At 69.3% G+C, this 19,363-nt stretch carries 16 protein-coding genes; 8 read left to right on the top strand and 8 right to left on the bottom strand.

The window, feature by feature from the left end; all coding sequences use genetic code 11:
* Positions 1-2 precede the first annotated feature (2 nt).
* The 6 genes from LR393_RS16135 (at position 3) to LR393_RS16110 (ending at position 7,219) form a co-directional block, all read left to right on the top strand.
* A complete protein-coding gene (locus tag LR393_RS16135) occupies positions 3-1,808 on the top strand; it encodes a DNA-binding transcriptional response regulator (RefSeq protein ID WP_231484745.1) in 1,806 nt (601 codons plus the stop codon).
* A gap of 314 nt (positions 1,809-2,122) precedes the next feature.
* On the top strand, positions 2,123-3,895 hold the full coding sequence (locus tag LR393_RS36465; protein ID WP_231484744.1) for a sensor histidine kinase: 1,773 nt from the start codon (positions 2,123-2,125) through the stop codon (positions 3,893-3,895).
* On the top strand, positions 3,892-4,548 hold the full coding sequence (locus LR393_RS16125; protein ID WP_231484743.1) for a response regulator transcription factor: 657 nt from the start codon (positions 3,892-3,894) through the stop codon (positions 4,546-4,548). The genes LR393_RS36465 and LR393_RS16125 overlap by 4 nt, the downstream gene beginning before the upstream one ends.
* Before the next feature lie 227 nt (positions 4,549-4,775).
* Positions 4,776-5,012 (top strand): Flp family type IVb pilin, encoded by a 237-nt coding sequence (locus LR393_RS16120; RefSeq protein ID WP_231484742.1) that lies wholly within the window; start codon positions 4,776-4,778, stop codon positions 5,010-5,012.
* Positions 5,013-5,360: 348 nt separating this feature from the next.
* Entirely contained in the window at positions 5,361-5,579 is a 219-nt protein-coding gene (locus tag LR393_RS16115) for a Flp family type IVb pilin (RefSeq protein WP_231484741.1), read from the top strand.
* Between the two features lie 137 nt (positions 5,580-5,716).
* Entirely contained in the window at positions 5,717-7,219 is a 1,503-nt protein-coding gene (locus LR393_RS16110) for a glycosyltransferase family 87 protein (protein ID WP_231484740.1), read from the top strand.
* A 92-nt stretch (positions 7,220-7,311) separates the two neighbouring features.
* Here the strand turns inward: LR393_RS16110 and LR393_RS16105 are convergent, their stop codons facing one another.
* Together LR393_RS16105 and LR393_RS16100 are read right to left on the bottom strand one after the other, a co-directional pair.
* Complete coding sequence (locus LR393_RS16105) at positions 7,312-8,457, bottom strand: glycosyltransferase family 4 protein (protein ID WP_231484739.1); 1,146 nt, start codon at positions 8,455-8,457, stop codon at positions 7,312-7,314.
* Positions 8,458-8,666: 209 nt separating this feature from the next.
* Positions 8,667-9,560: a gluzincin family metallopeptidase gene (locus LR393_RS16100; protein ID WP_231484738.1), complete on the bottom strand. Its 894-nt coding sequence runs from the start codon at positions 9,558-9,560 to the stop codon at positions 8,667-8,669.
* A 149-nt stretch (positions 9,561-9,709) separates the two neighbouring features.
* On the opposite strand from LR393_RS16100, the gene LR393_RS16095 reads away from it, so the two are divergent.
* Positions 9,710-10,471, top strand: a complete 762-nt coding sequence (locus LR393_RS16095; RefSeq protein WP_231484737.1) for a metallophosphoesterase family protein — start codon at positions 9,710-9,712, stop codon at positions 10,469-10,471.
* Between the two features lie 53 nt (positions 10,472-10,524).
* On the opposite strand, the gene LR393_RS16090 is transcribed toward LR393_RS16095, so the two are convergent.
* Entirely contained in the window at positions 10,525-11,736 is a 1,212-nt protein-coding gene (locus tag LR393_RS16090; protein WP_231484736.1) for a C40 family peptidase, read from the bottom strand.
* Positions 11,737-12,085: 349 nt separating this feature from the next.
* On the bottom strand, positions 12,086-12,433 hold the full coding sequence (locus LR393_RS16085) for a hypothetical protein (protein ID WP_231484735.1): 348 nt from the start codon (positions 12,431-12,433) through the stop codon (positions 12,086-12,088).
* A gap of 196 nt (positions 12,434-12,629) precedes the next feature.
* Here LR393_RS16085 and LR393_RS16080 point away from each other — a divergent pair, with 196 nt between their 5' ends.
* Positions 12,630-14,384 carry a DEDD exonuclease domain-containing protein gene (locus LR393_RS16080; protein WP_231484734.1) on the top strand — a complete coding sequence of 585 codons (1,755 nt, stop codon included), beginning with the start codon at positions 12,630-12,632 and terminating at the stop codon, positions 14,382-14,384.
* A gap of 624 nt (positions 14,385-15,008) precedes the next feature.
* Here the strand turns inward: LR393_RS16080 and qcrB are convergent.
* The 4 genes from qcrB to ctaE are packed head-to-tail and all read right to left on the bottom strand — an operon-like array spanning position 15,009 to position 19,243.
* On the bottom strand, positions 15,009-16,676 hold the full coding sequence (qcrB, locus tag LR393_RS16075) for a cytochrome bc1 complex cytochrome b subunit (protein WP_231484733.1): 1,668 nt from the start codon (positions 16,674-16,676) through the stop codon (positions 15,009-15,011).
* Positions 16,673-17,707: a cytochrome bc1 complex Rieske iron-sulfur subunit gene (gene qcrA, locus LR393_RS16070; RefSeq protein ID WP_231484732.1), complete on the bottom strand. Its 1,035-nt coding sequence runs from the start codon at positions 17,705-17,707 to the stop codon at positions 16,673-16,675. The genes qcrB and qcrA overlap by 4 nt, the downstream gene beginning before the upstream one ends.
* A gap of 20 nt (positions 17,708-17,727) precedes the next feature.
* On the bottom strand, positions 17,728-18,516 hold the full coding sequence (gene qcrC / locus LR393_RS16065; protein WP_231484731.1) for a cytochrome bc1 complex diheme cytochrome c subunit: 789 nt from the start codon (positions 18,514-18,516) through the stop codon (positions 17,728-17,730).
* A gap of 49 nt (positions 18,517-18,565) precedes the next feature.
* Entirely contained in the window at positions 18,566-19,243 is a 678-nt protein-coding gene (ctaE, locus tag LR393_RS16060; protein ID WP_407937323.1) for an aa3-type cytochrome oxidase subunit III, read from the bottom strand.
* Positions 19,244-19,363 lie beyond the last annotated feature (120 nt).

Genomic DNA, 19,363 nt, shown 5'->3' with positions numbered 1-19,363 from the left:
GGATGGCGCGACTGCTGATCATCTCCCGTTCGCTCGCGCTCGGGATGCGGCTCACCGATCTGCATGAGGTGGACGAACGCTCGGCCGACGACCTGGAGCAGCACCTGCCCCAGGTCGAGGGTTTCGACGTGCTCGTGCTCGACGTGGGCGACCCGGTACTCGCCGTCAACACGGTCAACTCACTGCGTGAGGACGAGCAGGCCATCCCGGTCATGCTGATCTCCGGCTATCAGCCGGAGTGGGAGCAGGTCGAGGCGCAGCAGGTCGAGGGTGTCCACGTGGTGCCGCTGCCGATCACCCGGCAGGCGCTGCACCGTGGGGTGGGGGTACTGCTCGACGGCGACCCGGACGAGTTCATCGTCGAGCCGGCCGGTGCGATGCCGCCGGTCTCCCGGCCCGCGGTCGCTCCGGTTCCCGCCTCCTCCGCGGCGGACGACGAGGAGACCGTGCGGGTACCCACCGTTCCCACATCCACCGAAAAGCCGACAATGGTAGACGTTTCGGTCGCCCCGGCGGCGTCGCCCACCCATAACGCGTCCCGGCCCGGTCCGGCCCGGACGAAGGCCGGCCAGCCGGCCGTGAAGGCCGCGCCGCCCGAGACCGGCCCGGCTCCCGGCCCGGCCGACATCGCGGCGGCCAGGGCCGTGCAGAAGGCGCCCCCGGCGCCCGTCGAGCCGAACGCCCCGGCCACCGGCCCGATGTCACCCAGCACGGGCCGGCTCGGTCAGCAGATCGCGGCCCGCCGCTTGCAGCAGACCCAGTCGATGGAGCGGTTCGGCAGCCCGCAGCACGACCGCAACCGCCCGATGGGCCCGCGTCCGCAGATCCCGCGTCCGCCGACCGAGGCGATCGAGGTGACCGCCTCCCAGGTCGCCGGTCTGTCGTACTCCTCGCCAGTGGTGCGCCCGTTCTCCGAGCAGCCCCCGACCGGTCACCGGCCCGCCCCACAGCGCGACCAGAACCCGGCCGCACCGGCGGGTCAGGACGGTCAGTCCGCCCCCAGTCGCTGGCGTCCCGCGCCGGCGCCGGAGACCGGCAGCATCAACCTGAGCGGCAACATGGCGGCCAACCGGCGCATGCAGCGCCTGGGTGACCGGCCGCGCAAGTTCCAGCGACGCACCGGCCCGGCCGAGAACTCACCGCGCACCCCCGGTCGCGGTCTGGTCACCGACCCGCTGGGCCCGCGCACTGATCCCTATGGCTTCCCGGTCAGCGCCCTCGAGCGCCGGCTGGACGCCGAGGCCGCCGCGAGCCTGCGCCCGGGCCCCGACGGCGAGCCCGCCCTGCGCACCGGCGACCTGATCCGGATGCTGGCCGAGCGCACGAGCGAGCTGTACGGCGTCAGTGACACCTCGCAGGTGCTGGCCGACGACGTGATCGAGCGGGCCTCCGCCGACGCCGCCGCCGTGCTGGTGCCGGACGGCCCGCTCTGGCGGGTCAGCGGTGGTGTCGGGCTGCGCCCGGCCGAACGCCGCCTGGAGCTGAACGACACGCACTGGCTGATCACCGAGATCGGCGCGGGCGGGCGGGCGGTGCTGATCGACGACACCGACATCGTGCGGCAGCAGCTGGCGGGCGCTCCCCTGGCGGCCTGGCGGCACCTGCTCGCACTGCCGATGCCCGATGTGCGCGTCGTTGTCGTGATGGCGCGGGGAGACGAGGGCGAACCCTTCAGTCAGCGCGACCTGTCGGCCGTGTACCCACCCGTACGGGAGTCGGCGGTACTTCTCGCCCAGGCGATCGAGACCCGGCGACTGGCACGGGCTCTCGCACCGCTGCGGGAACCGGGGCCCGAGACCGACCGCTGAACCACCTCCCTAACGATGATCATGAAAAGTGTCCCCGGCGTTCACGAACGCCGGGGACTCTTTTCATGATCACCCAAGGACGAGGGGGCCACTTCGTCCTTCATCAGCGAGTCACCCTGTCGGCGGCTGGCGCTCCCCCGGCTGTCGTGCGTCCGGGCCGGAACGGATGAACCGGGGCCCGGTCCGGCCCGCGAAACGATCAAGAACAAATCCACCGGCACCGGGACCGAACCGGCAGATCGGTTCGTGGCATTCCCGAAACCTTGGGGGATCTAACGGTCGTATTGGACGATCCCAAGCCATGAGTATCCCTCGTGTGGCAGATTGTCACCGTGGCCGTGCTGGAACTCCGAGTGAAGAGCATCTTCGTGCCTCTCGTGATCCGCGCCGGAATCATTCTGATCTTCGCCAGTACCGCGGTTGCCCTCGGGATCCTGGCGGGCAGTTCGTTCGGTGACGGAGGGGGCGTCTCCCCCCGCGAGGCCGTGATCCCGGCGCTGATGCTGTTCTGCGTGGCGGCGCTCGCGTCGCTGCCCCTGCCCAGAGCCGTGCCCCCGATCATCCCGGCCCTGGCGGAAACCCTTTCGGCATCGGTGATCATCGGCGGCATCGGCACCAGCGGCCTGCTCTTCCTGCCCTACCTGACGGTTCCGCTCTTCATCGCCGGGCTGAGCACCGGGCTGGTCGCCGGGCTGGCCGCGGCGGCGACCGCCGTGGTGGCCTTCGGCGGCACGATCATCACGTCCAACGAGATCGACATCGACGAGCTGAACGGCAACAACTCGCTGCTCGCCTGGGTGTTCATCCTGGTCGCGGTGCCCGCCGTGGGTGCCTGGATCCGCCGGCTGCGGGCCGACGTCGCCCCCGACACCGAGCCCGCCTACGCCGACGCCCACCGCCTGCTCTCCGAGCTTCACGTGGTGGCGCGGCAACTCAGCCTCGGGCTGGACCCGCGCACGCTGGCCACGGCGCTCGCCGAAGACATCCGCGCGGTGGTGCCGCAGGCCGACGCGGTGGTGCTGGTGCGCTCGACCGGCGGCCGGTTCGTGGCACTCTCCGGGCACGAGGCCCCGGAGGCCGCCGAGCTGGCCATCGAAGACGCCTGGGTCAGTGCCCAGCCGGTGAAGCGCGAGGCGTCGGGCCGGTCGTTCGCCGCGGTGCCGGTGCTGATGGGCGAGCGTGTGGTGGCCCTGGTGCTGGTGATCACCGCGACCGGGCTGGACGCGGCGTCGCTGCGCAGCTGCCGCACGGTGATCGAGCAGTCCGGACCGCGACTGGCCTCGGCCATGCTCTTCGACGACGTGCGCCGGCTGGCCACCTCCGACGAGCGCATGCGCCTGGCCCGCGAGATCCACGACGGCATCGCGCAAGACCTGGCCTCGGTCGGCTACGCGCTCGACGACATCCGGCAGAACTCCGACCCGCAGGTGGCCCAGCAGGTCATGACCGTGCGCGAGCAGCTCCAGGCGATGGTGGCCGACCTGCGCATGAGCATCTTCGACCTGCGCCACGGCGTCAACGACACGGTCGGGCTGGGAGCCGCGCTGAGTGAGCACGCCCAGCGCATCGCGGCGCAGTCCGACCTCGCGATCCATCTGTCCATGGACGAGTCGCCCAAGCGGCTCCCGATCACCGTGGAGGTGGAACTGCTGAGGATCGTCCAGGAGGCGATCACCAACGTCCGCCGGCACGCCCAGGCCACGAACCTCTGGCTCACCGTGACCGTCGAGCCACCTCGTGCCCACATCACCGTCATCGACGACGGTCGTGGGCTGAAGCCCGGCCGGGCCGACAGTTTCGGCATCCAGGGGATGCGCGAACGGGCCCGCCGGATCGGTGCGAACCTGCACGTCGGCCCGGGGCCGGAGAACGGCACCCTGGTCGAGGTCGGGCTCGGCACCGAGACCGCGGCCTTCGAGCCGCGGCACCTGGCCCGTCCGGCGGTGACCCGCGTGGCACTCACCGACCCGCACGGTATTCCGACCATCAATCCGGCGGGTAATCCAGCCGGTCCAGCCAATCGGCAGACAACAAGACGGCCCCGGACGGCCTCACACGCCCGGGCCGACCAGGAGGTGACTAATTGACCAGCGCAACGGCGAACCTCCGGGTGGTGCTCGTCGACGACCATCAGCTGATCCGGGAAGGCCTTCGACGGGCCTTCGACCGGGCAGGTGACATCGAGGTCGTCGGTGAAGCGGCCTCGGTCGCGGACGCGCTCAGTGCCCTGGACCGGCTCCGGCCGGACGTTCTCGTGACCGACGTGCGTCTGCCGGACGGCGACGGGATCACGCTGACGACCCAGGTGCGGGCGAACAATCCGGCGATGGGCATCGTCGTCCTCACCATGTACGCCGGGGACGAGCAGGTTTTCGCCGCTCTGGACGCGGGCGCCTCGGGTTTCGTCGGGAAGGACGCTCCCGCCGAGGAGGTCGTGGCGGCCGCCCGGCACGCGGCGGCCAACCCACGGGCCTTCACCGCACGCGACCTGGCCGGCGCCATGCAGCGCCGGATGAGTGCCCCCGCGGGGCCGAAACTGTCTCCGCGGGAACGGGAAGTGCTCGACCTTCTGGTCGACGGCCTGGCCATCGCCCAGATCGCCCGGCGGCTCTACATCAGCGAGTCGACGGCCAAGACCCACGTGGCCAACATCTACGAGAAGCTGGGTGCGGGTAACCGCGCGCAGGCCGTCATGGCGGCCGTCCGGCTTGGTCTCGTGGACGACGCCAAGCGTCGCTAGTCACACGAGTTCTTTTCTGCAACAAGGGTTTTCGTAACACCAGCCCCAGTTCTCGCCCATTCGGACGAGGACTGGGGCTCTCTCTTTGCATGATCCCTTTCGCACCATGGGTACACACCGCGACGCACCTGGCACGCTGAGCCTGTCTTCGGAGGGATACACCCACCGATCACCCCCTCGAGCGCCCATTCAGGAGCACCCCCTCGAGTACCCAGGAAGGGATCCGCATGCTCAGCAACCTCCGTAAGGTGATGTCCGGCGCCAAAGACCGGGGCGCCTCGGCCGTCGAGTACGGCCTGATGGTCGCGGCGATCGCCGCCGTGATCGTCGCGGTCGTCTTCGGCCTCGGCACCATCGTCCAGAAGACATTCAGCGACACGTGCAACTCGTTCGCGAGCGGTGTGACGCCGTCCGGCAGCACCTCCGCCGACAACGGGTGCGACACCCCCGCCAAGACTGGGTAGGCAGCCTTCCCGCACGCCTCCTCCTCGACCGCCGTAGGCGAGCACAGAAAGAACCCGGAAAGCCCTTCGAGGCTTCCGGGTTCTTCTGCGTCCGGGCACTTTCACGGATTCGCAGCGGATGACGGCCCCTGGTCCGGTGTTACAAAAGTGAACACTGGGATTCGTTGACCCCCGGCAGATTCAGCTGGCGGTTAAGCCACGATCAAGGCACTCCCCTACTGATCGGGTGTTCAGCCGATCATTCCGGAGATGACTGAATGTCACGCCGGGCGTGTGTCAGTGTGTAGGTAGTGACGGGGGGCTACACCGGTGCGGTCCGCAGCCGCGCCGGACTCAAAGGAGGCACGGATGATTTCCCGGACCCGCCGGATAGTGCGCTCGGCCGGCGACCGAGGCGCCTCCGCCGTCGAATACGCCCTGATGGTTGCCGCCATCGCCGCCGTGATCGTCGCCGTGGTGTTCGGTTTCGGCAACCTGCTCAACAAGACCTTCCAGGGCACCTCGAACTGCATCGAGCACCGGCAGACGATGCCGAACTGTGACCCCAGTGAGGCGACCACCCCGTAAGACCTCCCCGTCGGCCCTCGCTCACGACGACCCCGTTCACCAGAGGCTTTTCGCAGCCGGTGACCGGGGTCGTCGAGGTTTCACGGTGCTTTCCACAGGCCGCGCGAGGGCTGCTCCACGGCCCTTAAGCTGGCCGCATGGTTCCACCCGCCGCCGATTCCCCTCCGCGCCGACAGCCCCGGCCGGGCCTGCGCCGCAGCTCTCCGCTGTCCACCGCCCTCGCCCTCGCGCTGCTGACCGCCGGCATGGCGGTGGCTACGCACAGTGTTGTTCGCTACCGGCTGTGGATCGTCGTGATCTACATCGTCATCGCCGTGGCTCTCGGCCTCTGGGTGGTCTCCGGCAGCGCCCGCCGGCCGGCCGACTCACCCGCCCCCTCCCTCACACGCGGTCTGCAACGCTCGGCCCAGGCCTCACCGTTGCCGTGGACCGGCGGTGCCCTGGCCCTCGCACTTGTCGTGATCGCCGGGCTTCACGTGACCATGCGGCCGTACACCTACCTCACCACCGGCCAGGGCTGGACGGTGCGCTGGCTCTTCGCGGCGGCCGCGCTGGTGCTGGCCGCGGGCGTCGCGGTCTCGACGGTGCGGCGCAGCCCACTGGCGGCCCACGGCGCTCTCGCGGTCACGGCCGCGATCTACGTGGTGGCCGCGGCCCTGCTGATCCATGGGGACCCGACCCCGAAGATCGACGTCTGGGTCACGCTCCAGCAGGCCGCCGACGGCATCCTCGACGGCAAGAACATGTACGCGCAGAACTGGACCAACTCCCCAGGCGTGCAAGACGCGTTCACCTACCTCCCCTTCACCGCGCTGCTCCTGGCGCCGGGCCGCTGGCTCGCCGGCGACGTGCGGTGGGCCCTGGTAGTCATCACGCTGCTCGGGGCGCTGGCCGTGCTGCTGCTCGGCCGCACCGGTAAACCCTCGTCCACCATGTCGATCCGCAACCTCGTCGGCCCCGCGGCCGCCGGGCTGCTGCTGGTGCTGCCGGGCACCGCCACCCAGGTCGAGCAGGCCTGGACCGAGCCGCTGCTGATGGCCTGCCTGGCCGGCTGGGCGCTGGCCGTGCGCCGCCGCCGGATGGTGCTCGCGATGGTCTTCCTGGCGCTGGGCCTGGCCAGCAAGCAGCACCTGGCCGTGCTGCTGCCGGTGCTCGCGGTCTGGCCGGTGTTCGGCTGGCGGCGCGCGATCGGCACGGCGGGCCTGGCCGGGGTGTTCGTGGCGCCCTGGTTCATCGCCTCGCCGAGCGACATGATCCACGACACCGTGACCATGCTGATCAACTTCCAGCCGCTGGTCTTCGCGAACACCGTGTTCATCGCGGCCATCAACGAGATCGACTGGACCCCGCCGTTCTACCTGACCGGCGCGGCCGTCCTCATCACCCTGGGCTCGGCGATCCTGCGCGTGCACCGGCAGCAGCCCGACCTCGCGAACGTGCTGCGCTGGGCCGCGATGGTGCTGCTCGTGGCGAACCTGGTGAACAAGCAGGCCTTCTACAACCAGTACTGGCTGGTGGCCGCGCTGATCGTGATCTCCCTGGCCGCAGCCCGCTACCCGCAGGTCTCCGCGTCCGAGGAGGCCGACCCGGTGACCCCCGCCGAGGAGACAGCCTCGGTCAGCTCCTCCACCACAACCTGACGCCCCCCAAACCCCTGTTCGTGATCATGCAGAACCTCCCCGGTGTTCCAGAACGCCGGGGAGGTTCTGCATTGTCACGGATGGGTCGGGGGTCAGTTGATCACGCGGTCGCCGGCGAGCATGCGCTGTAGCTGCACGGCGAGGTCGTCCCAGCGCCACTTCTCGCCGACCCACTCCCGGCCGCGCCGGCCGAACTTGGCGGCCAGGTCGCGGTCGAGCAGGAGCTCGGTGCAGCGATCGGCGACGGCCCGCGCGTCCGTGCCGTCGACCACGAAGCCGTTCTCGCCCTCCAGCACCGCGTCGGGCGCACCACCGGAGTCACCCGCCACCACGGGCAGGCCGGTCGCGGCCGCCTCGAGATAGCAGATGCCCAGGCCCTCCAGGTCGAACCCGGCCAGGCGGGTGCGGGCGGGCATGCAGAACACGTCACCGGCGGCGAAGTACTCGGGGATCCGTTCCCAGGACACCCGGCCCGTCACGAACACATGCTCGCCCAGCCGCGCCGCCGCGACCCGGCGCTCCACCTCGGACCGGTACGGACCGTCGCCGACCAGCAGCAACGCGGCACCGGGCACCTTCTCACGAATCAGCGGCAGCGCCTCGACCAGCACGTCCTGCCCCTTACGGGCGACCATCCGGGACACGCACACCACCACCGGGCGGTCTCCCAGCCCGAGCTCGGCCCGGACCTGGGCACCGTCGACGCCGGGATTGAACAAGACGTCGTCCACCCCCGGCGTCAGCTGCCGGAAGCGGGTGCGCGAGGCCGGGTCGAGAGCCGGTGCGATCCGGCTGCGGGTGTAGTCGCCGAGGTAGGTCAGCACGTCGACGTGCCGCCCGATCCGCCGCATCAGGCCGCGGGTGAACGGCACGACCGCCCACCACACCTCGTGCCCGTGCGTGGTCGCCACCATCCGCTCGATGCCGGCCGCGCGCAGTTTCGGCGCCATCAGGGCCAGCGGTGCCGCGGCGCCGAACCAGACCCGGTCGCAGCCGTGCTCCCGCGCGATCGCGATCGAGCGCCGGGTGATGCCCGGCGTCGGCAGCATGATCGGCGACTTGTCCCGGATCACCGGAAAATCCAGCTGCTCGTCGAACTCCGCCCCACCCTTGCGCCGCGCCGTGTGCACCACCACCTGGCCGGGCGGGAAGCGCTTGGCCAGGGCCAGTACGAACGACTCGATTCCGCCGGGCCGCGGCGGAAAATCATTCGTGATGACGAGAGTCCGTCCGCTCACAGCCCTACCACCCCGCCCGTTCCACGATCATCTGCCGCCCAACTCTCCCACCCGGCCCCGAATTCCCCCAACCTGCCAGAAAGTGGCGACACCTTGCGGCCAAAAGCGCCCCGGCCCCCATTCGTGATCATGCAAACCTTCCCGGCCGCCCTGGTCCACCGGGGCGATCCCTGCGGTCCCTCCCCATGTCCACCTTCTGCGAAAGCCTGTTATCGATCGAGGTGCGTCATCCGCTGTCGCACTGCCCGCACGAGAGCAGTGCGGCTAACGAAGCCCGCCGAGCGCAGCGCCTCGTCCGTCCCACTGTGCGCAGCCTTCTCGTACAGGCGCTTCAGCGCCGCATCGCTGCCGAGCCGGTCGGCGAGCACCGTGACCGCCACCCAGGCCTGCCCGTACGCGACCGCCGCGCCGGCATCCGAGGCGTCGAAGTCGTCCACTGCTGGAAGGGATTGCGGCAGTGGCGCAGCCAGCGCCTCACCGGCGATCTCGCGGGCCGACAGCCCGGTGCCGCGATAGGCCACGTAGTCCGCATAACCCTCCTCCAGCCACAGAGGAGCATCCGAGTCACCCGCGGCGCGGGCGGCCACATGCACCAGCTCGTGGGTGAGCACGACCTGACGGCCGAGATCGGTCAGCCCGTCGAACGCGGGACCGTTGATGAACACGGCATCGGCCGGGGCGTCGTGCGGGCCCACGGTGACAGCTGCGGTGTCGGTGAGGCCTTTGGTGTCATCGCGGCCGAGAAGCCCGGCCAGCTCGTTGATGTCACCGGCCACCACGAGCCGGGTGAGAACGCCGCCCCACTCCTCGCCCCAGGCCCGGTCGACGGTGCGCGCCGAACGCACGCACAGCGCGGCGAGCTCGTTCACGAGGGTTCGGGTGACGGCCGGGCCGGCCACCCGGCACCGGCTCGAGGTGGCGGTCACCTGTGCACTCATGGTGGACGAGGTCGAGCTCGCACCCGCAGTGGTCCGGGGGGCCGTAGAGGTACCCGGGTTCCGGGTGGCGGCCGGGACCGTCGTGCCGGTCCCGTTCCCGCCGGTCAGGGCGAAGGTCAGGGCGACGAGGAGGACGAAGGCGCCGATCGGGAGGAGACGGCGCATCCGCCCAGGTTACCCAGCACGACCACTGACCCGGCACGACCACGAAACTCGTGGGGTGCGTCCTCTGCTGAGATTCGCTGTCGGCAGATCTGCTGGTGCGGGGCTCCGGGAACCGGCGATGCTCGACTCAAGCCACGGGGAGGATGCACATGAGAGTCGCGGTTCTGGCCGACATCCACGGTCATCTGCCGGCGCTGGAGGCAGTGCTGGCCGATGCCGAGCGGGAGGGCGTCGACGCCTTCGTACTCAACGGGGACATGACGATCGGGCCGATGCCCGCACAAACCCTCGACCGGCTGGCCGAGCTCGGGGACCGCGCGGTATGGGTGCACGGCAACTGCGAGCGCGAAGTGCTGCACGCGATGGACGGCGGCGCCCCGTACGGGTCGATGCCCGCCGAGGTGTGGGCCACGTGCGCGTACACGGCCTCACAGCTGACCGGACGCCACCGTGACCTGATCGAGAACCTGCCGCTGTCGGTGGTACTGACGGTGGACGGTCTGGGTCCGGTGCGCTTCTGCCACGCCACCACCCGCAGCGACATCGAGATCGTGCTGGTCGACTCGCCGGTGATTGACTTCTCGCAGGGGTTCGCCGACTGCGACGAGCCGACGGTGGTGCTCGGTCACACCCACATGCCGTTCGACCGGCTCGCCGATCGGCGGCGCTTCGTCAATCCGGGCAGCGTCGGCATGCCGTACGGCGCCGGGCCGGGCGCGCACTGGGCCCTGCTGGGGCCGGGGGTGCAGCTGAGGCGCAGTGCGTACGACGTCGCGGCCGCCGTGCGGCAGTTCGAGGCCGAGGCGTCCGGGTATCCGGGCCTGACGGAATTCGTCGCGCAGAACGTGCTGGAGGTGCCGTCGGACGCGGAGGCGCTGGCAGTGTTCTCCGCGATGGCCCGCAAACAGTGAAACGGCCCTGACCATCGGGTCAGGGCCGTTTCCAGCAGTTCAGCGAGCCGTGATCAGCCGAGGCGGGCCGCGGCGGACGGAGTGGTCCAGACGGTGGCCACCTTCACCACGTCACCGGTCTGCGGTGCGTGCACCATCATGCCGTTGCCCAGGTAGATGCCCACGTGGTTGATCGGCGAGCCGAAGAACAGCAGGTCGCCGGCCACCGCCGCGGACGGGCTGACCGAGGTGCCGTACCCGGCCTGCATGCGGGAGCTGTGCGGCAGCGAGACGCCACCGGCCGCAAAGGCCTTCATGGTCAGACCGGAGCAGTCGTACGAGCCCGGGCCGTCGGCCGCCCAGACGTAGGGCAGACCACGCTGGTTGCAGGCGAACTGGATGGCTGCCTTCGCCGCGGAGGACGGGGCTGCCGCGATACCGCTGGCGCAGTCGCCGCCGCCACCACCGGTCGGGGTACCCCCACCGGAAGAGCTACCGCCACTGGGGTCGACGTCGGCCGCCGCGCGCTCGGCCGCCTGGAGGGTGCTGAGTTCAGCCTCGGCCGCGGCCAGCTTCCTCTCCGCGGTCTCCTTGGACTTCTTCATCTTGACCTGAGAGGCCTGGATGGTCTTGACCTGCTTCTCCATGGACTTCTGGGTGTCCAGGAGCGCCGTCTGCGCGTCGGCGAGGTTGTTCAGGGCGCCGCTCTGACGCTCGGCCAGCGAGGGCAGGTAGCCGGACTGGGCCAGCAGCGACTCGGGGTCGTCGGAGAGCAGCAGGCTGAGCGTGGAGAGCTCACCGCGCTTGTAGCTCTCGGAGGCCAGCAGACCGACCTGCTTCTTGAGCGCCGTGACCCGGTCTTCCTGCTTGCCGACGTTCTTCTTCGCGGCCTGCAGCTTGATCTTGGTCGACTTCAGCTTCTCGCGGGTCTCGACGTAGTCCTCGGCGGCGGTGTCCGCCTCCGACCGGAGCTTCTCGACCTTCTTCTTGACGCTGCTGACGCTCGGGTTCGGCGCCGCCGACGCGGTCGGCGAGGCCAGAACGGCCGAGCCGGCCAGGGCCAGCGGGAGCAGCACCCCGGCGAAGCGACGCCAGCCGGTCAGGCGCAGCAGGTTCGCGGGGTTACGGCGGCGGAAGAAGGAGATACCGCGGGGAGCGGTACCGCCCGTGGATCCGGGGCTGCTCGCGGAACGGGGGCTGCTCACGGGTCCGATCTCGGTGAGAGTGTCGGTCCCGGAGTCGCGCACGTTCTCACGCGTCTCGGAGTTGTGGGCCGCAGACCGCATTTCCGCAGGCTGCCCAAGTTTCGGACCGTCCGATCGCAAGGCGCGGGATCTCCGTTCTGGTGCCCGCGCGACGTTGTCTCGTCGCGGCGGGGACTGAGCCGTGCCACAGGTTCAGAGCGCAAAACTCTCATGACCCCGACAACGGTCTGTGAACGGAGGAAACATAGCGGGCGCGGACACGCCTACCAAAGCCAGCACATTGCCCCGGTAAGAGTGCAGAGCGTCATCTCCCCTGCTAGAGCGGTACTCAGCGGCATCATCCTTAACATTTCACAGGAATTTTTAACGTTCTGTAAATCTAGCCTTGAACCCTTTAGTCCGTTTTCGACCCAGTGACGCCCGGTATGCCTCAGCCGGCCGCCCGGTGATCGCTCCCTGACCCATAGTGACCACGGTGGCGTTCAGGGCGGACGGATTCGCCGGGCTCGTGCTCCCAGCTCAGAACACCCGCCTCATCGGGATCCACGGGACGGGCCACCAGACGCAGCGGTGGCACCAGCCCGGAGCCGGCGAGGGCAGCGATCGCCGCCTGCTCCTGGCGGTCCAGATCGATACCGGTGGCGGGTACGGGGCCACCGGGGACAGACGGGTGGCCGACGTGCCGGACCGGCGCCGCGGGCGCCCCCAGCAGAACGGAGACGACACAGTCACGGCAGGCCGGGCCACGGACGGCACAGGCGTCACAGTCGATCAGCATGGAGCCCCTCCGAAAATGCTCACGGGCCCGTGCAACTGCGATGGCCCGACCGGCTGGGTGCCGATGACAGGAACGCTAAGGGCGACCACCGACAGTCTTGGCCCGGCCACCGTCCGGAGAGCACCCGGAGCCCCCGGTGAGCGCGCCGGGGATGCCCGCCCCAAGACTGTCGGTGGCCGGGCATACCGTCCTCTCCATGAGCACCACACCCGAGGCCCCCACCCAGGAGGCGCTCTGGCCGGAAGAACTCGTGGTGTCCGGCGCGAGCGAGGCCGATCCGCAGATCCTGTCCGAGGTCACCTTCGTGGTGTTCGACCTGGAGACGACCGGCGGCGCCCCGGCCGACGGCGGCATCACCGAGATCGGCGCGGTGAAGGTCCGTGGCGGCGAGGTGCTCGGCGAGTTCCAGACCCTGGTCCGGCCCGAGAGCCCCATCCCCGCCTTCATCTCGCTCCTGACCGGCATCACCGACTCGATGGTCGCGGGCGCGCCCTCCCTGGGCGGCGTGCTGCCCTCGTTCCTGGAGTTCTGCGCCGGCAGCATCCTGGTGGCACACAATGCCCCGTACGACGTGGGTTTCGTGAAGGCGGCGTGCGACCGTCTGGGGCACGAGTGGCCGGCGCCCACGGTGATCGACACGGTGAAGCTGGCTCGGCACATCGTCAGCCGCGACGAGGCTCCCAACCGCAAACTGCACACCCTGGCCGCGCTCTTCGGCTCCCCCATCGAGCCCGACCACCGCGCCCTGCAGGACGCGCGGGCCACGGTGCACGTGCTGCACGCCCTGCTCGGCCGGATCGGCACCCTCGGTGTCACCACCCTCGGCGAGCTCCGCGGCTTCTCCGCGAAGGTGCCCGAGAGCACGCGCCGCAAGCGGCATCTCGCCGACGGTCTGCCGTCCGGCCCGGGCGTGTACATGTTCCGCGACGAGAAAGACCAGGTGCTCTACATCGGCACCTCGGTGAACATCCGCACCCGGGTGCGCAATTACTTCACGGCGTCCGAGCACCGCAGCCGCATGCGCGAGATGGTGGCCCGGGCAGCCCGGGTCACCCCGGTGCCGTGCGCCACCACGCTCGAGGCCCGGGTACGGGAGATCCGGCTGATCGCCGAGCATGCGCCGCCCTACAACCGCCGGTCCAGGAAGCCCGAGCGCAAGCCCTGGCTGAAGCTCACGGCCGAGGCCTACCCAAGACTCTCGGTGGTGCGTGACGTCCAGGCCGACGGTGCCACCTACACCGGGCCGTTCTCGTCGCAGGAGCAGGCGGAGCAGGCCGTGGCGGCCCTGCACGAGGCCTACCCCCTACGCCGCTGCACCCCGCGCCTGCCGAAGCGCCCGGCCAAGAACGCGAGTGCCTGCATCCTGGCCGAGATGGGCCGCTGCGGAGCCCCCTGCGTCGGCGGCATCGACATCATCGGCTACTCCGAGATCGTCACGCAGGTGCGCGAGGCCATGATCTCCGACGCCGGGCCGGTGGTGGAGGCCTCTCTGCGCCGCGCCACGTCGCTCTCGGAGCTACAGCGCTACGAGGAGGCCGCGGAGCACCGCGACCGCCTGCTTTCGTACCTGAAGGGCGCGGCCCGGGCCCAGCGCCTGGCGCCGATCGCGGCCGTCCCCCACCTCGTCGGCGCCCGCCGCCGCGACAGCGGCGGCTGGGAGTTCGCCCTCGTCCGCCACGGCCGTCTGGCCGGCACCAGCGTCTCCCCGCCCGGCGCCGACCCGATGCCCTACGTCGACGCCCTGAGCCTCACCGGCGAGATCGTCACGCCCCGCGAGGTGCCCTACCCCTCCGCCCACCCGGAAGAGACCGAGATCGTGCTCAACTGGCTCGAGCAGCCCGGCACCCGCCTGGTCGAGCTCGAGGGCACCTGGGCCTGGCCCGTGCGCGGCGCCGCCCACGCCCGGCACAGCCTGCCCCAGGAGGTCCACCGGACGATCGTCCTGGAGTAAAAGCCCCTGCCCGCACGGCAAGAGGAACAGTCAGAACGCTCACGCCGACCAGACTCGCACGCGGCCACGTTCGCGAGGCGGGACCGGCAACGGTGAAGGTCCTTGTCGGCGACACACCGTCCAGTTCGGTGGCCCGGCCCCGGTTCCCGCCCGGGCCCGCATCCACGATCGGGGAGATTGCGTGCGCCATCACCGCACGGAATCTCCCCAACCATGACTTGTTCGGCCCGCCCGGCGTACGCCGGTGGCATCGCACCAGACCTGCTTCATCAGTCGCTGCCGCGACACAGGCGGTGTCCGGCAACAGGCGTGTCTTGACCTGGAAAACAGACTCTGGCCCACCGCTGGTGTGAGGCCCTGGCCGTGGCGCGATGAGGCCCAGGGGTGTGCGGACGTGCACGTTACCCGGAACCGATCCTCCACTCAGCGGGCATCAGACCCCCGTCGGCTCGGCCTCCCGCGACACTCGATCGACGAACGTCGTTCACCACCCGCAACGAGTACACGCGACCACCGCGGGAGGGGAGCTCGTTGGCGTCCACCATCAGGAATGCCTCCCAAAACCCGAGGGCCGGCACCGATCCGGAGTGGATCGGTGCCGGCCCTCGCGAGGCTCAGCCGGAATCAGTGCCCGCTGCTGATGGCGTGCTTCTCGTCGCCACCGCCGCTGGCGGAGATCTCCTCGTGGTCACCGTGGTGGTGGGCCTCGGCCAGCTCGGCCGGGGTCACCGGGGCGACCCGGTCCTCGAAGTAGAACTTGCTGATCTTCTGGCGCACCTTCTCCAGCGCACCGCCCGGACGACGGACACCGGAGGAGTCCGTGGCCGGGAGGGCCTGGGCCGGCTCCGGGGAGTCGAAGCCGACGAGCAGCCAGCGGTCGTTGGCGGAGAGCGGGGCGTGCAGCTCGAACACCTCACCCTCCTCCGTGCGGAAGACACGGCCGGTCTCGCGGCCGTGCAGCACCTTCTCGCGGTCCTTGCGCTGCAGACCCAGGCAGATGCGCTTGGTGATCAGGTAGGCCAGCGGCGGGAAGACGAACACGATGACACGCAGCACATGCGTGATGTCGTTGATCGACAGGTGCAGGTGCGTGGCCACGATGTCGTTACCACCACTGATCCACAGCAGCGTGTAGAGCGTGATCGCCATGACGCCGAGACCGGTACGGGTCGGCTGGTTACGCGGGCGGTCGAGCAGGTGGTGCTCGCGCTTGTCACCGGTGACCCAGGCCTCGATCCACGGGTACAGCAGCGCCGGCGTCACCATCAGACCCGGCAGCACCAGGGTCGGCAGGAAGATGTTCGGCGAGACCGTGTGGCCCCAGACCGTGAACTCCACGAAGCCCGGCATGATGCGCACCGCGCCGTCGAGGAAGCCCATGTAGAAGTCGGGCTGGGCGCCGGCGCCGATCGGCGAGGGGTCGTACGGGCCGTAGACCCAGATGCCGTTGATGGTGAACAGCGCACCCATCAGGGCAGTGACACCGAACACGATGAAGAAGAACCCGCCGGCCTTGGCCGTGTAGATCGGGAACAGCGGGAAGCCGACCACGTTGCTGTTGGTCTTGCCCGGGCCGGGGTACTGCGTGTGCTTGTGCACGACCACCAGGATCAGGTGGAACGTGATCAGGGCCAGCATGATGGCCGGGATCAGCAGCACGTGCAGCGTGTAGAAGCGCGGGATGAACGCCTCGCCGGGGAACCCGCCCCCGAAGAGGAAGAAGCTGACGTACGAGCCGACCACCGGGATGCCCAGGACGATGCCCTGGGCGATGCGCAGGCCGTTACCGGAGAGCAGGTCGTCCGGCAGGGAGTAGCCGAGGAAGCCCTCGACCACGGCCAGGATCGCCAGGATCATGCCGATGACCCAGTTGATCTCGCGCGGCTTGCGGAACGCGCCGGTGAAGAAGATCCGGAACATGTGCACGATCATCGAGACGACGAAGATCAGCGCCGCCCAGTGGTGGATCTGCCGCATGAGCAGACCGCCACGGACCTCGAACGAGAGGTGCATCGTCGAGTCGAACGCCTCCGAGACGTGCTGTCCCGCGAGCGTCGTGTACGGGCCGTCGTAAACCACTTCGGCCGCACTGGGAACGAAGAAGAACGTCAGGAACGTTCCACTCAACAGCAGGATGACGAAGCTGTAGAGCGCGATCTCACCCAGCATGAACGACCAGTGGTCGGGGAAGACCTTGCGGGAGAAGCCCTTGACCACACCCGAGGCGCCGAGGCGCTCGTCGAGCCAGTTACCGGTCGTGGCTCCGACCTTGTTGATAGCACTGTCACTCATGAGCGCTCCCAGTAACTCGGGCCGGTGGGCTCGCTGAACGGCGCCGCGGCAACCAAGTATCCCTCGTCGTCCACAGTGATCGCGAGCTGAGGCAAAGCCCGTTTGGCCGGGCCGAAGATGACCTTGCAGTTCTGCGTGAGGTCGAAGGTTGACTGGTGGCACGGGCAGAGCAGGTGGTGGGTGCGCTGTTCGTACAGCGCCACCGGACAGCCCATGTGGGTGCAGATCTTGGAGTAGGCCACGATGCCGCCGTGCGCGCCCGGGAGCGACTCCGGCGCCAGCAGGTCTTCTTCCAGACGGATCAGGAGGACGGCGGCCTTCGCCTTCTCGTTCAGCGGGTGCTCAGCCTCCTCGATGCCCTCGGGGAGAACGTGCGCGACCGAGCCGAGGACCATGTCGGAGGCCTTGATCGGGCCACCCTCCGGGTCCAGCATGAGCCGGTCGCCGGCCTTCCAGAACGTGGTGGCCAGGTACTTGCCCGGCAGCGGGCCGGTGTCGCGGAACAGGATCAGGCCGGGCAGCGGGAACAGCGCCATGGCGCCGATCAGCGTGTTGCGGATCAGCGGACGGCGGGCGAAACCGCTCTCCTCGACACCGGTGGCCAGCATGTCGACGGCCTCGGCGCGGACCTCGTCCGAACCGCGCTGCAGGTGCCGGTAGTCGATGCGCTCCTCGTCGGGCATGAGCGTCTTGGCCCAGTGCACCGCACCGACGCCGATACCGAGCAGCGAGATCGCCATACCGATGCCAAGCAGCTTGTTCGACAGCTCGAGCCGGTTGAGGTAGTCGATGAAGCCCAGGTCGTGGTCCATCTTCACGGCGAAGTAGCCGACGATCATGACCAGCGTGCCGACCATCGACAGCACGAAGAGGAAGGCGACCTGACGCTCGGCGCGCTTGGCCGCCTTCGGGTCGGTGTCGGCCATCCGGTGCTGGTGCTCCGGGATACCCGGGTTCTCGAACCGGGCGGGAAGGTCACCCTCCTGGAGGGCCACGCCGTCCCCGCCGTGGTCCGGGTCGTTCGTACTCATCGTTCCACCCGTTTCGTTGCTCACGAGGACTTCGCCCCTAGCCAGACCGCGAAACCGATCAGCAGCGTCAGGCCGACGATCCAGGCGACGAGACCCTCGGACACCGGGCCGAGCTTCCCGAGGGCCATGCCACCGGGGTTCGGGGTCTCCCGGATCGTCGCGAGGTACGCGATGACGTCCGTCTTCTCGTCGGGCGTGATCGTCGTGTCCGGGAAGACCGGCATCGACTGCGGGCCGGTGACCATGGCCTCGTAGATGTGCTTGTAGCTGACGTCGTCCAGGTTGGGGGCGAACTTGCCCCGGGTCAGCGCACCGCCCGCGCCGGCCGCGTTGTGGCACATGGCACAGTTGGTGCGGAAGATCATGGCGCCCTTGGACGCGTCGCCCGCTTCGGGATCGAGCACGTCCTGCGACGGGATCGAGGGACCGGCACCGAGGCTGGCGACGTAGGCCGACAGCTGGGCGGTCTGCTCGTCGGACAGGCGGACCGGGGCCTCCTGGGCCTGCGGGCCGCTCATGGCGAGCGGCATGCGACCGGTACCGACCTGGAAGTCGACCGAGGCCGCGCCGACACCGATCAGCGAGGGGGCCTGGTTGCGGCCCTCCGCGTCGATGCCGTGGCAGGTCGAGCAGTTGGCCAGGAAGAGCTTCTTGCCCTGCTCGATGTCGTCGGCAGAGGCCGTGCTGGTCGACGCATCCGCCGTGCTGGGCATGACGGCGGCATAGCCCACGCCCGTCACGAGCAGGCCGAGCAGCACGATCAGTGCTGTGGCCAACGGGTGCCGCCGCCGGGCAGCGAGTGCGCTCACGATGTGAAACTCCTACGTTCCGAGGTACGAACGGCTGTCATCGACGGAATCACTTGATGACGTAGATGACGAAGAAGAGGCCGATCCAGACCACGTCGACGAAGTGCCAGTAGTACGACGTGACGATGGCACTGGTGGCTTCGGCGTGACCGAATCGCTTGGCCGCGAAGCTGCGGCCGATGATCAGCAAGAAGGCGATGAGACCACCGGTCACGTGAAGACCGTGGAAGCCGGTGGTCAGGTAGAACACTGAGCCGTACCCCGAGCTGCTGAGGGTGAGGCCCTCGGAGATCAGGTTCGCGTACTCGAAGACCTGGCCGCAGATGAAGATCGCGCCCGCGACGTAGGTCAGCAGGTACCACTCGCGCATGCCCCAGTTACGGAACCCGTGTTCCCGCGTCCACGGTGCCCACCAGGTGCCCAGGGCACTCGGCTGGAACCGCTCGGCGGCGAACACACCCATCTGGCACCAGACCGAGCTGAGCACCAGGTTGATCGTGTTGGCGGTCGAGAAGGGGATATCGAGCTTGAGCGGCTCTGTCGCCCACAGGTCGGGCTGCACGGCACGGATCGTGAAGTACATCGCGAAGAGACCCGCGAAGAACATCAGCTCACTGGAGAGCCAAACGATCGTGCCGACCTGAACCATGTTGGGTCGGTTGAGAGTCGCATGAACGTTCGGCCCAGCCGGGCCGTCTACTGCCGCTACGGATGCCACGGGCGTCATTATGGCCTCACGCCGATCCGGATGAAGGGCGGGGGGCCCTTGTGTGCCCCGCGCCGTGTCCTAACCGTGTCCTGATAGGGCTTCCCGCAGGTGATGCGGGGTTTCGCAAGTCCGGTGTTC

The organism is Kineosporia mesophila, from assembly GCF_021129235.1.
GTDB classification, from domain to species: Bacteria; Actinomycetota; Actinomycetes; order Actinomycetales; family Kineosporiaceae; genus Kineosporia; species Kineosporia mesophila.
This window is presented reverse-complemented; position numbering and strand designations above follow the sequence as displayed.

What these genes read in the sequence shown, in the direction of transcription:
- LR393_RS16120 (WP_231484742.1), top strand. Translation starts at nt 4,776, where the DNA reads ATGCTCAGCAACCTCCGTAAGGTGATGTCCGGCGCCAAAGACCGGGGC.
- LR393_RS16080 (WP_231484734.1), top strand. Translation starts at nt 12,630, where the DNA reads ATGAGCACCACACCCGAGGCCCCCACCCAGGAGGCGCTCTGGCCGGAA.
- LR393_RS16115 (WP_231484741.1), top strand. Translation starts at nt 5,361, where the DNA reads ATGATTTCCCGGACCCGCCGGATAGTGCGCTCGGCCGGCGACCGAGGC.
- qcrB (WP_231484733.1), bottom strand. Translation starts at nt 16,676, where the DNA reads ATGAGTGACAGTGCTATCAACAAGGTCGGAGCCACGACCGGTAACTGG.
- LR393_RS16110 (WP_231484740.1), top strand. Translation starts at nt 5,717, where the DNA reads ATGGTTCCACCCGCCGCCGATTCCCCTCCGCGCCGACAGCCCCGGCCG.
- LR393_RS16100 (WP_231484738.1), bottom strand. Translation starts at nt 9,560, where the DNA reads ATGCGCCGTCTCCTCCCGATCGGCGCCTTCGTCCTCCTCGTCGCCCTG.
- LR393_RS16135 (WP_231484745.1), top strand. Translation starts at nt 3, where the DNA reads ATGGCGCGACTGCTGATCATCTCCCGTTCGCTCGCGCTCGGGATGCGG.
- qcrA (WP_231484732.1), bottom strand. Translation starts at nt 17,707, where the DNA reads ATGAGTACGAACGACCCGGACCACGGCGGGGACGGCGTGGCCCTCCAG.
- ctaE (WP_407937323.1), bottom strand. Translation starts at nt 19,243, where the DNA reads ATGACGCCCGTGGCATCCGTAGCGGCAGTAGACGGCCCGGCTGGGCCG.
- LR393_RS16085 (WP_231484735.1), bottom strand. Translation starts at nt 12,433, where the DNA reads ATGCTGATCGACTGTGACGCCTGTGCCGTCCGTGGCCCGGCCTGCCGT.
- LR393_RS16090 (WP_231484736.1), bottom strand. Translation starts at nt 11,736, where the DNA reads ATGCGGTCTGCGGCCCACAACTCCGAGACGCGTGAGAACGTGCGCGAC.
- LR393_RS16095 (WP_231484737.1), top strand. Translation starts at nt 9,710, where the DNA reads ATGAGAGTCGCGGTTCTGGCCGACATCCACGGTCATCTGCCGGCGCTG.